General features: G+C 67.8%; 16 protein-coding genes. 6 read left to right on the forward strand and 10 right to left on the reverse strand.

Features of this window, described 5'->3' with window-relative positions:
• Nucleotides 1-6: 6 nt before the first annotated feature.
• The 4 genes from BI335_RS21015 to BI335_RS06935 all read right to left on the reverse strand — a co-directional run bounded on the left by BI335_RS21015 (nucleotide 7) and on the right by BI335_RS06935 (nucleotide 2,960).
• On the reverse strand, nucleotides 7-777 hold the full coding sequence (locus BI335_RS21015; RefSeq protein ID WP_144009085.1) for a hypothetical protein: 771 nt from the start codon (nucleotides 775-777) through the stop codon (nucleotides 7-9).
• Between the two features lie 207 nt (nucleotides 778-984).
• Nucleotides 985-1,926 (reverse strand): GTPase Era, encoded by a 942-nt coding sequence (era, locus tag BI335_RS06925; RefSeq protein WP_411266752.1) that lies wholly within the window; start codon nucleotides 1,924-1,926, stop codon nucleotides 985-987.
• Nucleotides 1,927-1,930: 4 nt separating this feature from the next.
• On the reverse strand, nucleotides 1,931-2,473 hold the full coding sequence (locus BI335_RS06930) for a hypothetical protein (protein ID WP_094430016.1): 543 nt from the start codon (nucleotides 2,471-2,473) through the stop codon (nucleotides 1,931-1,933).
• A gap of 40 nt (nucleotides 2,474-2,513) precedes the next feature.
• Nucleotides 2,514-2,960: a DUF4262 domain-containing protein gene (locus BI335_RS06935; protein ID WP_094430017.1), complete on the reverse strand. Its 447-nt coding sequence runs from the start codon at nucleotides 2,958-2,960 to the stop codon at nucleotides 2,514-2,516.
• Nucleotides 2,961-3,097: 137 nt separating this feature from the next.
• On the opposite strand from BI335_RS06935, the gene BI335_RS06940 reads away from it, so the two are divergent.
• The gene (locus BI335_RS06940) at nucleotides 3,098-3,493 is read left to right on the forward strand and encodes a polyketide cyclase (protein ID WP_094430018.1); all 396 of its coding nucleotides are present in this window, start codon (nucleotides 3,098-3,100) and stop codon (nucleotides 3,491-3,493) included.
• 81 nt (nucleotides 3,494-3,574) lie between these two features.
• On the opposite strand, the gene BI335_RS06945 is transcribed toward BI335_RS06940, so the two are convergent.
• From BI335_RS06945 to BI335_RS06955, 3 genes are read right to left on the reverse strand one after another with little or no spacing between them, the layout of a single operon-like run.
• Nucleotides 3,575-4,918: a hemolysin family protein gene (locus BI335_RS06945; RefSeq protein ID WP_094430019.1), complete on the reverse strand. Its 1,344-nt coding sequence runs from the start codon at nucleotides 4,916-4,918 to the stop codon at nucleotides 3,575-3,577.
• On the reverse strand, nucleotides 4,915-5,376 hold the full coding sequence (gene ybeY / locus BI335_RS06950; protein ID WP_094430020.1) for an rRNA maturation RNase YbeY: 462 nt from the start codon (nucleotides 5,374-5,376) through the stop codon (nucleotides 4,915-4,917). The genes BI335_RS06945 and ybeY overlap by 4 nt, the downstream gene beginning before the upstream one ends.
• Nucleotides 5,373-6,344: a PhoH family protein gene (locus BI335_RS06955; RefSeq protein WP_094360654.1), complete on the reverse strand. Its 972-nt coding sequence runs from the start codon at nucleotides 6,342-6,344 to the stop codon at nucleotides 5,373-5,375. Before BI335_RS06955 ends, ybeY begins: the two co-directional genes overlap by 4 nt.
• Nucleotides 6,345-6,525: 181 nt before the next feature.
• Here BI335_RS06955 and BI335_RS06960 point away from each other — a divergent pair, with 181 nt between their 5' ends.
• Nucleotides 6,526-6,879 carry a hypothetical protein gene (locus BI335_RS06960; protein WP_094404198.1) on the forward strand — a complete coding sequence of 118 codons (354 nt, stop codon included), beginning with the start codon at nucleotides 6,526-6,528 and terminating at the stop codon, nucleotides 6,877-6,879.
• A gap of 3 nt (nucleotides 6,880-6,882) precedes the next feature.
• On the opposite strand, the gene BI335_RS06965 is transcribed toward BI335_RS06960, so the two are convergent.
• On the reverse strand, nucleotides 6,883-7,389 hold the full coding sequence (locus BI335_RS06965; protein WP_094430021.1) for a DUF5709 domain-containing protein: 507 nt from the start codon (nucleotides 7,387-7,389) through the stop codon (nucleotides 6,883-6,885).
• A gap of 55 nt (nucleotides 7,390-7,444) precedes the next feature.
• Between BI335_RS06965 and BI335_RS06970 the strand changes: the two genes are divergently transcribed.
• Nucleotides 7,445-8,146, forward strand: coding sequence for a queuosine precursor transporter (locus BI335_RS06970; RefSeq protein WP_229119480.1), 702 nt, complete (start codon nucleotides 7,445-7,447; stop codon nucleotides 8,144-8,146).
• On the opposite strand, the gene BI335_RS06975 is transcribed toward BI335_RS06970, so the two are convergent.
• Both BI335_RS06975 and BI335_RS06980 read right to left on the reverse strand, forming a co-directional pair.
• Complete coding sequence (locus BI335_RS06975) at nucleotides 8,103-9,107, reverse strand: nucleoside hydrolase (protein ID WP_094430023.1); 1,005 nt, start codon at nucleotides 9,105-9,107, stop codon at nucleotides 8,103-8,105. The genes BI335_RS06970 and BI335_RS06975 overlap by 44 nt on opposite strands.
• A 226-nt stretch (nucleotides 9,108-9,333) precedes the next feature.
• Complete coding sequence (locus BI335_RS06980) at nucleotides 9,334-10,671, reverse strand: MFS transporter (RefSeq protein ID WP_094430024.1); 1,338 nt, start codon at nucleotides 10,669-10,671, stop codon at nucleotides 9,334-9,336.
• 368 nt (nucleotides 10,672-11,039) lie between these two features.
• Between BI335_RS06980 and BI335_RS06985 the strand changes: the two genes are divergently transcribed.
• From BI335_RS06985 to BI335_RS06995, 3 genes are all read left to right on the forward strand, one after another.
• A complete protein-coding gene (locus BI335_RS06985; RefSeq protein WP_094430025.1) occupies nucleotides 11,040-11,810 on the forward strand; it encodes an IclR family transcriptional regulator in 771 nt (256 codons plus the stop codon).
• 102 nt (nucleotides 11,811-11,912) lie between these two features.
• A complete protein-coding gene (locus BI335_RS06990; RefSeq protein WP_094360344.1) occupies nucleotides 11,913-12,986 on the forward strand; it encodes a DODA-type extradiol aromatic ring-opening family dioxygenase in 1,074 nt (357 codons plus the stop codon).
• Nucleotides 12,983-14,161 (forward strand): amidohydrolase family protein, encoded by a 1,179-nt coding sequence (locus BI335_RS06995; RefSeq protein ID WP_094430026.1) that lies wholly within the window; start codon nucleotides 12,983-12,985, stop codon nucleotides 14,159-14,161. Before BI335_RS06990 ends, BI335_RS06995 begins: the two co-directional genes overlap by 4 nt.
• Nucleotides 14,162-14,169: the final 8 nt, after the last annotated feature.

The raw sequence follows: 14,169 nt of genomic DNA on the forward strand, positions 1-14,169 counted from the left end.
GAATGATCATTCCTCGGATGGGTTGGCGGCGTGCTGGTCAACCGGCCCGTAAACGAGTTCAAGGTTTACCCGCAAGGCGGCGAACCAGCGCTCCCGATCCTCCTTCGGGAAGGATCCCTCCGCGGGTAACTTGCGCCAAAGCCCCTGAAGTATGGGGTCATCGGCGAGACTCGCAGTCGAATCAGGCGAACTGCCTGTAGCCGACCCAGCCACAGCCGCGCCGCTGGCGCCGCCTGCCGCACCTGATGACGGCGGCATTACGAGCCGCTCGCGCCCCGACCAGAAGAGATTCGCTTTCTCGGCAGACCTTGTGAAAGCCTGACGCGCCTTATCGGTCTGCTTTGCAGCCACACCGAGGGAGAGCATCTCAGACTCAAGTCCGGCATCGCTTGGCAGGCTAGTTCCCTGATATCTCTCGTATATGGCCGCATACAGTGGAACATTCATGAATGCGGCGACTAGCGCACCCTCACGGTCATCTGCCACATCCTGACCTAGGGGTGTAAGAGCGACGTCTCCCCGATTGTGAGTGATTACACCGAATGTCGCGGCCGTAGCCAACTTCACCCGGAACGCTCCGCTGGTGGACTTCTGCTGCAACGCCGCCGCCAGTTGGTCAACGCTGCAGCTCGAACCAAATCGTCCCTTCACGGTCTTGGCGACTTGTTGGGCATCTTTGATATCGGTGTAGGGGAATTTGATAGTTGAGCGCGCCCGCGCACGCGCAGAACTCGCGGGGACGTCTGACAAGGACTCGTCAACACGATCGGATATCACGGCTCCATCCTTCAGGCCCACTGCTAGTATGGACGTGGACCGGACGGGAGTTGAATCCGCTCGGGAGGTCTCAAATCTGCCCTCGGCAACCCTGCCCCGGCCCCCTGTCGATTGACAGGAAGTGGCGAGTCCTCAGTGAGGGCTCGCCACTTATATGACGCGCTGTCCCCCATTGCAAGGAACGTCGCATACAGCGCGCATAAATTCTCAGAAGCCGAGCCGGTTCAGATACTTCGGGTCACGCTGCCACTCCTTGAGCACCTTGACCCGCAGGTCGAGATGCACCGGGGTGCCGAGCAGCCGGGCGATCTGTTGCCGGGCCTGGCTGCCGACCTCCTTGAGCCGGGAGCCCTTGTGGCCGATCATGATCCCCTTCTGGGAATCCCGCTCGACGATCAGGTTGGCGTAGATGTCGAGCAGCGGCTTGTCCTCCGGGCGGCCCTCGCGCAGACCCATCTCCTCGACGGTGACCACGATCGAGTGCGGCAGTTCATCGCGTACGCCCTCCAGCGCGCATTCGCGGATCAGCTCGGCCACCAGCGTCTCGGTCGGCTCGTCGGTGACCTCGCCGTCGGGATAGTACGCCGGGCCCTCGGGCAGTAGTGAGATCAGCACGTCCGCGACCTCGTCGACCTGTTCCCCGGACACCGCCGACACCGGCACCACGTGCTCCCATCGGATGCCGAGTTTCTCTTCCAGGGCAGCGATCGCGAGCAGGTGCTGGCGCATCCGGTCGCCGGAGACGAGGTCGGACTTGGTGGCCAGCGCGACCAGTTTCGGCCGCTTCGGCAGCGCCGCGATCTCCGAGACCAGGTGGGTGTCACCGGGGCCGACGCGCTGGTCGGCGGGCAGGCAGACGCCGATCACGTCGACCTCGGACCAGGTGTCGTGCACCAGCGTGTTGAGCCGCTCGCCGAGCAGGGTCCGCGGCTTGTGCAGCCCGGGAGTATCGATCAGCACCAACTGCGCGTCGGGGCGGGTGACGATGCCGCGGATCACGTGCCGGGTGGTCTGCGGTTTACTCGAGGTGATCGCGATCTTCGAGCCGACCAGCGCATTGGTCAGCGTGGACTTGCCCGCGTTCGGGCGGCCCACGAAGCAGGCGAAACCGGAGCGGAAGCCCTCGGGGGTCGGTTCGATCGTCGTCACGCGGTCAGTGTAGGGGTTGGCCGGCGCCCGGATCCGGGAAGCGCAGCCCGGGTGGTGGCGTACCCGTCCGACGTGCGGCCAGATCGCGGGCGAGTTTCGAGCTGCGCAGGCCGCTGCGGAACAGCCGCGCCAGATCGGAGGGGTTGTCGTGGCTGAGCTGCACATGGAAGTAGTTGATCTGCTCCAGCACGGCCAGCACCGCGGTGCCGAGACCGGGCAGCCAGGCGATCCCGTTGGGCCCGCGCAGTACCACGACCAGCAGCAGTGCGCCGAGGCTGAGCACCCAGCCGATCGGCCGGAGCACGGCGAAGGCGCCCAGACCGCGCGGCAGCATGGTGCGCTCATCGAGCTGGCGCACCTTGGTGGCCCAGTACGCCGCCCCGGCCAGCAGGAGCACCCCGCAGGCCACGGCGCCGCTCAGATTCGCCACAGTCAGCGGCCAGCCGAAGAACCAGAACATCCCCGGCAGCAGGATCACCGCATTGAACGTCTCGATCAGAGCCAACGACCGGTAACGACCGCGCAGTCGGCGCACCGGGTAGCTCACCTTCCGCAACCTACCCCCCGGCCTACCCCTCCGCCGACCCTCACGCCCGGAAGTTGCCCGGCCTTGGTTGCAGGTGCGGGGCCGCGTACCCCGGCTCCCAGGGAAATCTCCCATCGCGGTCGTCATAGCTGAGTTGGAGGACCGGCACCGAGAACTCCGCCGGACGTTGGTAGTGCCGGTTCGCGCCGAACACGATCTCACCGGGATTGGGCACCACCTCGGGCACCATCCGATGCGGCCAGTTCGGGAAGGTGATCAGCTGGCCCGGCAGCAACTGCTCGCCGTCCTTGACGCGCTGCCCCAGCTCATTCAGCATCGGATGCGCGGAGTCGACGGGCATCCCGAGCACCAGCAGCTCCGGATGGCCGTAACCGAACATCCCGATGGTGTAGGCGAACGGGATCGCGGCATCGGGGCAGGTGCAGCCCGGCACCTCGCAATCACCGGCGTAGATGTACTCGACCGTCCACCCGAACTTCCGGATCATCCCCGACACCCGGGCATCATCCTGATCGAGCTAGGCCTGCAACTGGATCTGGTCCATGACCGCTCCTTTCATTCGATTCTCAGTTCGAATCATAGGCTGGCCCTCCGACACCGGCGCCGGTTCGGCATACTCGGTGCATGGTCTTCGCCGCCCGGCATCTGTCCGTTTCGATCTCGCGCCCGCCGGCCGCGGTGATCGCCTTCGCGGGTGACCCCGAGAACCTCCCGCAGTGGGCGGCCGGGCTGAGCGCCGGCATCCGGAAGGTGGATGGCACCTGGGTCACGGAGTCACCGATGGGCACGGTGGAGGTGGCGTTCACCGGCCCGATCGAGGCCGGGATCCTCGATCACGACGTGCGGTTGCCCGATGGCGCCGTCGTGCACAATCCGCTGCGGGTACTGGCCAACGACAACGGCAGCGAGGTGGTCTTCACGCTGTATCGGCTGCCCGGCGTACCCGACGCCGATTTCGAGCACGACGCGGAGCTGGTACGCGCGGATCTGGAGCGGCTGCGGGCGATCCTCGAGCCCTAGGTCGGTAGGACCTCATCGCGACACGTACGCCCGGCTCCGCTTCGCTGCGCCGGGCGTACTACTCGATGAGCGGGATGAGCGTCAGGTGGCCCGCTCGGCGGATTCGGCGGCGAGCGCGGCGGCGGCCTCCGCGCCGGCGTCGTCGGCCTCGGGGTCGGGCAGTCGGGTCACCAGCAGGGTGTCGATGCGATTGCGGCGGCCGGCGCCCCGTTCGGCGACCAGTTCCAGCCCGTGCACCCGGACCACCGAGCCGGGGATCGGTACCTTGTTCAACTCCTTGGCCATCAACCCGCCCGCGGAGTCGACATCCTCGTCGTCCAGTTCGAGACCGAACAGGTCCCCCAACTCGTCGATCGGCAGGCGTGCCGAGACCCGATAGCGGTCCTCACCCAGCCGGACGAACGGCGGCAGCTCGGAGTCGTCGTACTCGTCGACGATCTCGCCGACGATCTCCTCCAGGATGTCCTCGATCGTCGCCATCCCGGCGGTCCCACCGAACTCGTCGACGACGATCACCAGGTGGCTGCGGCTCGCCTGCATCTCCTGCAGCAGTTCGTCCACCGGCTTGGAGTCCGGGCACCAGACCGGGCGGCGCATCATCGATCCGACCCGCTCGCTGGTCTGCGCGTCGGCGTTGTCGTAGACCCGTTTCATCAGGTCCTTCAGATACAGCACGCCGACCACGTCGTCGAGGCCGCCCTCACCGACCACGGGGATCCGGGAGAAGCCGGAGCGCAGCGCCAGCGACATCGCCTGCCGCAGGGTCTTGTTCTCCTCGATGAAGACCATGTCGGTCCGCGGCACCATCACCTCCTTGACGATGGTGTCGCCGAGATCGAAGACCGAGTTGATCATCTTGTGCTCGCCGGCCTCGATCAGGTCGCTGGCCACGGCCCGGTCGACCAGCTCGCGCAGCTCGGCCTCGGTGGAGAACGGCCCGTCGGCGAACCCGCGCCCGGGGGTCAGCGCATTGCCCAGCAGGATCAGCAATTGCGGCAGCGGCCCGAGCACGGTGGTGAGCAGCGACAGCGGCCCCGCGGCGGCGCAGGCGACCCGGTCGGCGTGCTGGCGGCCGAGCGTACGCGGGGCCACCCCCCACAGAATGAAGGAGACCAGCACCATCGAACCGATCACGGTCAGCAACCGCACCCAGTCCCGCTGCACATTGCCGAAGACCACCAGCGAAACCAGCGTGATCGCCGCGATCTCCAGCAGGACACGGAAGAACAGCGCGGTGTTCAGATAGGGCGGCGGGTCCTCGGTGATCAGCAGCAGCTTCTTCGCCCCCGCCCGGCCCTCCTCCACCAGGTGCTCCGCACGGGCCCGGGAAAAGGAATAGAGCGAGGCCTCGGCGGCCGCCATCAGCCCGGCCAGGATCGTCAGCAGCAGCGCGATCCCCAGCCGCAGCCAGTCACTGGAGGTCACGTTCGGTCCCGCGCCCCGGCCCAGTCGGCGAGGATCCGATCCTTCAGCGAGAACATCTCCTGCTTCTCCTCCGCCGTCCCATGGTCATAACCCAGCAGATGCAGCAATCCGTGCACCAGCAGGTATTCCGCCTCCTCATCCGCCGACCGCCCGTGCTCGGCGGCCTGCCGCGAGGTGACCGCCGGGCAGAGCACGATGTCACCGAGCAGGCCCAGCGGCGGTTCCTCGTCCTCGGCCGGCGGGCGGAGTTCGTCCATCGGGAAGGACAGCACGTCGGTCGGGCCCGGCTCGTCCATGTACTTCTCGTGATAGGCCGACATCGTCTCCTCGTCCACCAGCAGCACCGACAGCTCGGCCTGCGGATGGATGCCGAGCTCGTCGAGGGCGAAGCGGGCCAGCGCCACCAGCCCCTGTTCGTCGGCCTCCAGACCGGACTCGTTGTTCAGGTCGATGCTCACCGCCGGCCTCCCGCCCGCGGGCCGCTGTGCCGCGCCCCGCCACCACCGGCGGCGTCGGCCACCGACTCGTACCGGTCGTAGGCGGCCACGATCCGGCCGACCAGCTTGTGCCGGACCACGTCGTGATTGGTCAGCTGGCAGAAAGCGATGTCGTCGACCCCGTCGAGGATCGAACGGACCTCGCGCAGGCCGCTCTTCTGGCCCCCGGGCAGGTCGACCTGGGTGACGTCACCGGTGACCACCATCCGGGAGTTGAAACCCAACCGGGTGAGGAACATCTTCATCTGCTCCATCGAGGTGTTCTGCGCCTCGTCGAGGATGATGAACGCGTCGTTCAGCGTCCGGCCGCGCATGTACGCCAGCGGTGCGACCTCGATGGTGCCCGAGGTGAGCAGGCGCGGGATCGAGTCGGGGTCGACCATGTCGTGCAGGGCGTCATAGAGCGGGCGCAGATAGGGGTCGATCTTGTCGCTCAGGGTGCCGGGCAGGAAGCCGAGCCGCTCCCCCGCCTCGACGGCCGGCCGGGTCAGGATGATCCGGTTGACCTCCTTGTTCTGCAGCGCCTGGACCGCCTTGGCCATCGCCAGGTAGGTCTTGCCGGTGCCGGCCGGGCCGATGCCGAAGACGACGGTGTGCGCGTCGATGGCGTCCACATACCGCTTCTGGTTCAGCGTCTTGGGCCGGATGGTGCGCCCGCGGCTGGACAGGATGTTCGCCGTCAGCACCTCGGCCGGCCGCTCATCGGTGTGGTCGGTCATCATGGCGACGATCCGCTCGACGGCGTCGGCGCTGAGGCCCTGACCGGTGCGGATCACGGTGACCATCTCGGTCAGGATGTCGGCCCCCAGGGCCAGTTGGTCCGGATCGCCGGTGAGGGTGATCTCGTTGCCGCGGACGTGGATGTCGGCGTCCAGTTCCCGCTCCAGGATGCGCAGGAAGGAATCCGCCGGTCCGAGGATGTGGACCATGTCGATGCTGGCCGGGATGGTGATCTTGCGCGAGCCCTGCTCGCCGGCCACGCCCGGGCGATCAACTTGTTGCGGTCTGATGGTGTCCTCCAGTTTCGGGTGTCTGCACCCAGTCTAGTGATCCCGGTCTCCTCCGGCACCGGCATTCGCGTACGGCAGACTGGCGGCCCAGGAGGCACTGATGGCGATCTTCCAGACCTTTCAGCAACTGGTGGCCGCGGACCCGTACCGGCTGGCCGCCGACGCGCTGCTGTCCACCTTCGCGTACCAGCCGCTGGTCTCCCGTCATCACCTGGACCAGGTGCTGCGCGGGTTCTGCGCGGAGAAGGGGCCGACCTTCCTGGGCCTGACCACCCGCGAGGTGATGCCGGTGGAGATCTGCGAGGCCCGCAGCATCCTGATCTGGCAGCGGGCGATGGCGGCCAGCACCCGCGTCCGGACCGGTGACTACTCGGTCGAGGAGCTGATCCTGCTGGACTATCGGCTGATGTCGATGGACCCGCTCTCGCTCGCCCAGCACTTCAAGCTGGCCTGAGCCTCAGCCCCGGTCGGGGCGGTGGGGATGATCGAAGGAGTCCTCGGCCGCTCCGTCGTCCATGATGTGCATGGCGGCCTCCTCGGCGCTCGCGGCCGCTCCGGAGATGCCGACATCCTCACCGACCAGCTCGGATTCGGCGTCCTCACCCGGGTAGCCACCGCCCGCGCTCACCAGCCGGCCGGCCCGCCGATCGCCGACCTCGGGATCGGAGTCGTCTTCGGTGGGATCGTCGTCGAAGCCGTCCTCCCCCGACACCCGGTCCGGGTCGTAACCCTGTTCGGGCTCCTCCTGCCGGCACCGCTGCTCCAGGGTCTCCCCCTGCCGCATCTCGGCCGCGGTGTTGCCGAAGCCCTCGGCGACCGACCAGTCATCGGGCGCGATGTAGCCCTCATCCAGCGGATCGACGCCGTTGCGGTCGACCAGATTGTCCTCGGCATCCAGCTGATCCAGCTGCACCGATTCGTCGGGGACCTGTTCGTCGATGAACTCCGAATCCGTCTCACTCATGGCCTCATGCTGCCACTTTCGGAGCCGGATCGGGGCACCCCTAGACTGGCCCGACGTGACCGCCTCGACCGACCCCGCACGTTCCCCGGCGTACGCCGACACCGGTTCGCCGAACTATGCGGTGCTACTGGCGCTGATGAGCGTCGTGGTGATCCTCTCCGGCATCGGCGCCTCCAAGGGCGTCGTCTTCGGGCCGATCATCACCGACGGCGGCTTCTTCCTGTTCCCGCTCGCCTACATCGTCGGCGACGTGATCAGTGAGGTCTATGGCGGGCGGGCCGCGCGGCGGGCGATCTGGGTCAGCTTCGGCGCCAACGTGCTCTCGGTGCTCTGCTACGCGATCATCATCGCGCTGCCGGGTTTCACCGATGACTACGGGACGGCCAAGCAATCGGCACTGGAGACCGCGCTCGGACCGGTCTGGCAGGTGGTGCTGGCCGGCATCCTCGGTTTCCTGGCCGGGCAGAACCTGAACACCCTGGTGATGGTGGCGATGAAGAAGCGCAACCGGGAGAAGGGCCTGATCGCCCGGATGGCGTCCTCCACCGGCGTCGGCGAGTTCGTCGACACCCTGGTGTTCTGCACCGTCGCGGCGACCGCGATCGGGATCACCTCGATCGGTCAGTGGGCCAACTACACCTTCTTCGGGTTCCTCTACAAGGTGCTGGTGCAGTACGCGGCGATGCCGGTGACCTCGATGGTGATCGGCTGGCTCAAGCGCCGCGAGCCGAGTTACCAGGCGGCGCTGGCCGAGTGACCAGGCGGGTCAGGTCGTCCCGGAAGAGTTCCCACACCCGGTCCGGGTCGGTATCGGCGACCACCCGTGCATTCGGCGTACGCCGCCAGAGGTTGCGGGCATCCCGCACGGTCGTGCCGCGGGTCAGCTCCGAGGTCGTCTCCACCCCCACCCAGGTGGTCATCGCGGGCCAGGGCACCGCGTCGAGGGCCACCATCGCGGCGAACAGGTCGTGCACCTGAGCCAGCCAGCCGTAGCCGTATTCGGCGTGGAAATCGAAATAGAACTCCAGCGCGTCGGCGAGCAACGCGAGCACCTGGGGGCGCTGCGGGTCGGGGCCGGCTCCGGCGATCAAATCGGCAAGCCGCTCCGGGGTGATCACGATCCGTTCGGTGACCCCGAGCGAGCAGACGATCGGCAGCCGGTCGGCCGGTTTTCCTTCCCAGGCGGCGTACGCCTCGGCGGCCGCGTGCGGATCGACCCAGCTGTTCCACTCCGCCGTCGGTGTGGTGTTGCCGGGATGATCGAACGAGCCGCCCATGATCACCACCCGGGCAAGGAGCTCGGGCAGCCCGGGTTCGGCACGCAGTGCGGCCGCCAGGTTGGTCAATGGGCCGGTGACCAGCAGGGTGGTCTCGCCCGGATGGGCCCGCAGCTCGTCCAGCCAGAGGTCCAGGAATCCCCTGCTGGACAGCGATCCCCGGGTCGGCGGCAGGGTGGCATTGCCCAGGCCGTGATCCCCATGGGTCTCCGGCGTCGTGCTCGCCGGCACGACCAGAGGGGCGGGCCTGCCGACGCATACCTCGACCCCGTCGACGCCGCAGATCTCGAGCACGGCAAGGGAATTCTCGGCCGCCTGTCGGGCGGTGGTGTTGCCCGAGGTGGTGGACACCCCGACCAGGTCGACATCCTCGCGGGCCGCCAACCAGCACAGTGCCAATGCATCGTCGATACCGGTGTCCACATCCGCCAGGAGCCGCATCCGGGCAGCCTACGGTCATCGAGCAGACCGCGCAGCGACCCACCCCACGTTCATCGAGTAGGTCGCGAAGCGACCGTGTCGAGATGAACGCGCCGCCGGGGTTCATCTCGACACGCCCTGTCGGCGCCGCTTCGCGCCGCCGACAGGGCTACTCGATGAACGTCAGGGGGGACACCGCTCGGCGCCGCTTCGCGCCGCCGACAGGGCTACTCGATGAACGTGGGGGTCAGGGGGTGGCAACCGGTTGCCGGGCCGGGCGATGCTCCGACGGGCGACGCAGGGCGATCGCGCAGGCGACGGCACCGACCACCAGCGGTCCGGCGAACAGGATGTAGATCGACCCGACCGACCAGCCGGCGCCGAGCAGGGCCCCGGCGAGGATCGGTGAACAGACCGAACCGACCCGACCCGCGCCGATCACCAGGCCGGAGATGGTGGCCCGGGTCCTCGCCGGGAAGGCTGCGGGGGCGGTGGCGAACAACCCGGCGATCACCGCACCGGTGAAGATGCCCATCGCGAACGCCCCGACATAGGCGAGCATGATCGACCCCAGCCCGAGCGCGAAACCGACGAACGCGATCGCGCTCACCACGAAACAGATCGGCAGCAGCAGACCCGCCCGGATCCGGGTCGCGGTCCAACCGAAGCCGAGGGTGCCGAGAATGCCACCGACCGCGAAGACCGTGCCCGCGCGTACCGCCTCGACATCGGTGTAACCCGCCGCCGACACCAACCGCGGTGTCCAGCTGCTGGCGAAGTAGAAGGCCAGCATGACGGTGAAGAACGCCAGCCCGAGCAGCACCGCGATCCCGCCGATCCTCGTCCCGGAACCACGCTCCGGTTCGGCGGCATTGGCGGCCTCCGGTTCCGGGAGGGTGGTGATCGGCGGATGGCCGAGCCGGATCAGGATCGACCGGACCTTCTCCAGCGCACCGATCGGCCGTTTGCTGATCAGATAGGCCAACGACTCCGGCAGTGCGAAGAAGATCACCGGCACCAGAAGAGCGGTGAGCCCGGCCCCGACCCAGAACAGTCCGCGCCAGTGCAGCGGCCCGAGCAGGGCCGCGGCGATCAGGCCGCCGAGCATCGCGCCGATCGGCTGGCCGGCGGCGAACCAGGAGATGGCCACCGCCCGCCACCGCCTGGGGGTGTACTCGGTGACGTAGACCGCGACACAGGTGGTCACCGCGCCGACGGCCAGACCGGTGACGAACCGGGCACCCCAGAGCACCCCGTAACTCGGCGCGAGTGCGGAGACGACCATGCCGAGGGTGACCACGCTCAGACCGAGCAGGATCATCATCCGCCGGCCGATCAGGTCCGCGATGCCCGACAGCGCGGTGGCCCCGACCGCCATCCCGAAGAGCGCGGCACTGAGCAGCACCCCGAGTGCTGCCGGTTGCACCGCCCATTCGCGGCTGACCGCGGGGGCGCTGAACGCCATCACCAGCAGATCGAACCCGTCGATCATGTTCACCAGGGTGGCGACGACGATGATCACGATCTGTGGTGTGCGCATCCGGGACCGTGCGATCACGTCCCGGGGATCTTCTTCGACCGTCATGGTCTGACTCCTGCTCGGATTGGACTTCCTTGTCGACGCCGGCCCCGGATCAACGAAGCCCCGTGATGACAGATACCGACGTGAACCATCGAATAATGTCGAGGTTTCGGGAAACGTAGATCGGTGCTCGCACACCCGACAAGGGAGCTCATCCAATAGTGATGAGCAGTCCCGAAAACGCTTCCCGACAACGTGTTCATGGTCACATCAACCCGTTCTACGGCACCCGTCACTACACATTGTGAAGAAGCGCCTTGCCGCTGCACCGTCTCGATGTTTGATTGGTGAAGACACCAGTTCACCATTGGATATGGCCGGATCCGACAGCAACGTCGGAGCCCGAGGCCGGCTCGCCAAAGGAGGCAGCAATGACGACAACGACCAGGGAAGCGGGAGCGCCCACCCTGTCCACGGTGTCGAACGCCGTCGAGGTGATGGAGGCGCTCGCCGGCGGCCCGGCGACGCTGCGGGAACTGGCCGCGCTGACCGGTCTGCCGCGCCAGACGGCGTACCGGATCGTGCGCACGCTCATCTCCCACGACTGGGTGCGCAAGGAGTCCGACAGCGACCGCTATCGGATGACCTACCGGATCTGGTCGCTGGCGACCCAGGCCTTCGGGCAGATCGATGTCCGCCAGGATCTGCGCGAGCAGGTACGCCGGCTCGCCCGGGTCGGCGGGGAGACGGTGCACCTGGCCGTCTACGAGGACGGAGAGGCCGTCTATATCGACAAGGCCGAGGGCTCCGAGCCGATCTGCACGCGGACCAATCTCGGCAGCCGGGCCGCGGCGCACGCGGTGTCCACCGGCAAGGTGCTGCTCGCCTTCCAGGACCACGCCGAGCAGGAACGGGTGCTCGGCGAGGAGCTGCGGGCCTACACCGAGGACACCGTCACCGACCCGGCCAGGCTGCGTCGGCAGCTGGCCCAGATCACCACCCGCGGTTACGGCACCAACTCCGGTGAGTGGCGCCCGGGTGTCGGCGGCATCGCGGTGCCGATCCTCGGTCCCGACGCGACGGTGCTGGCTGCGCTCGGGTTCACCGGGCCGGCGGATCGGGTCCGCGCCCGCCAGGACCGGTTGCGACAAGCCCTGGAGGAGACCGCCCGGAGCTACCAGAAGAGCCTCGGGGCCAGCTGACCGGAACCGCCACCCAGACACGAAAACCACGACACGAAGACCACGACGCGAGGACCGGACCGTCCTCGTGCTGCTGAACGACGCTCGAAACAAGGAGGCACCATGGCCACGATCCTCGGCCTGGGCATGACCCACTATCCGTTCTTCCTCGGCCCCGACGAGAACATGGCCAGCATGTTCGTCAACCGGCTGCAGGATCCGAATCTGCCGGAGACCCTGCGGACACCGCGCGGTTGGCCGCAGCTGCTGGCCGAGGAGTGGGGTGAGGATCAGGGTCTGGCGGCGGCCAGGGAGCATCGTGCGAAGTCGCTGGAGCACTTCCGCCGGCTGCGCCGCCGGATCGACGAGTTCGCCCCCGATCTGGTGTTCATCTGGGGTGACGACCAGTACGAGAACTACAACGAGACGATCATCCCGCCGTGGTCGATCCTCGCCTACGAGGACAAGATGCTGCGTCCGTGGGCGCACAAGGTCGCCGGGACCCGCGGGCCCGACAACGAGAACGTCTGGGGTGAGACCGGCGATCAGGAGGTCTTCGTACGCGGCAACCGCGAGGTGGCCAAGGCGCTCACCACGCACCTGCTGAAGAACGGTTTCGAGACGGCCTACGCCTACGAATCCAATCACTACGAGGGTTTCAGCCACGCCTTCATGAACACGATCCACTACCTCGACTACGACCGGCGGGGTTTCGACTATCCGGTCATCTCGAACACGATGAACTGTTACGGCACCCGCGTCATCGGCTGGCGGGGGCGCGGCGCACCGATCGGCCACCAGGCACCGGAGGATCCGCCCTCGCCGCCGCCGTGGCGCTGCATGGATCTGGGCCGCGAGATCGCCCGCTTCCTCAGCCGGACCGACCTGCGGGTGGCGTTGATCGCCTCCGGCAGCTGGTCACACGCCTTCATGTGCGACTTCTCCTATGGCATGTGGCCCGATCTGGACGGTGACCGCAAGATGCTCACCGCGATGCGCGACGGCGACGTGGACACCTGGCGCGAGCTGACCACCGAGGAGCTGGAGGCCAGCGGCGAGCACGAGCTGCTCAACTGGTATCCGCTGGTCGGTGCGATGAACGAGCTGGGCGCCGACCTGGTCTGGAGCGACATGGTCGAGACGATGTTGTTCAACTCCCCCAAGGTCTTCGCCGAATACGAAGAGGTGACGGTATGAGTGGCCTGTTGCTGCGCGGTGGCCGGGTGCTGGCACCGGCCAGCGGCCTCGACGAACGCGCCGACGTGCTGATCCGCGACGGCCTGATCGCCGCGATCGGTGCCGACCTGGACGCTGGTGACGCCGAGGTCCGCGATGTCTCCGGTGAGCTGGTGCTGCCGGGTCTGGTGGACATGCACTCACACCTGTTCTCCGACTTCTCACTGCTCGGCGCCCCGGTCGACGAGGCGCATCTGCGCCGCGGCGTGGTGGCCGCCGCCGACGCCGGGACCGCCGGTGCGGCGACCTTCGCGGCCTTCGAGCGCTACATCGCCCGCCCGGCCCGGACCCGCACCCTGGCGTTCCTGAACGTCTCCACCCTCGGGGTCCAGGACATCAAGGTCGGTGAGTGCCACAACCCGGCCGCGCTCGACCTGCCGGCCGCGCTCAAGGCGGCGACCGATTACCCGGATCTGGTGCGTGGGTTCAAACTGCGGGCTTCCGAGGAGGTCGTCGACGGGTCGGCCCACGACGCCCTGGTGAAGTCCCGGGAGATCGCCGGCCAGGCCGGTCTGCCGCTGATGGTGCACATTGGCGACACCGTCGAATCGCTGTCCGAGCTGTTGCCACTGCTCACCACCGGGGACATCGTCACCCACTGCTACACCGGCAAGTCCAACGGCACCCTGGTGGACGGCCGGGTGCTCGACGCGGTGCTCGAGGCCCGGGAACGGGGCGTGCTCTTCGACTCCGCGCACGGGGCCAGCAACTTCTCCTTCGCGGTGGCCAAGGAGGCGGTCGGCCAGGGTTTCCTGCCCGATGTCGTCAGCTCCGACACCAGCGCCCGGAACTGGCGCGGCCCGGTCTATGACCTGGTGACCACCATGTCGAAGCTGCGCGCGGTCGGGATGGCGCTGCCGGACATCGTCGACGCGGTGACCGCACGCCCGGCCCAGGTGCTGCACCTGGACGCCGAGGGCTTCGGCACCCTGCGTGTCGGTGGCCCGGCGAACGTCACCGTGCTCACCGAGGCCGGACCGACCCCGCTGCGGGACAGCGCGAAGAACAGCGAGGAGTGGATGGTGGACCGGCTGGAACCGGTGCTCACCGTGCGTGCCGGTGACCTGGTCGAACCCACCGCCTGGCGCGGCCTCACCAGCACCGACGACAAGCAGCCCGCGCACGCCGGAAGCTGAACCAGCGA

Source organism: Enemella evansiae, from assembly GCF_002250705.1.
GTDB lineage: Bacteria > Actinomycetota > Actinomycetes > Propionibacteriales > Propionibacteriaceae > Enemella > Enemella evansiae.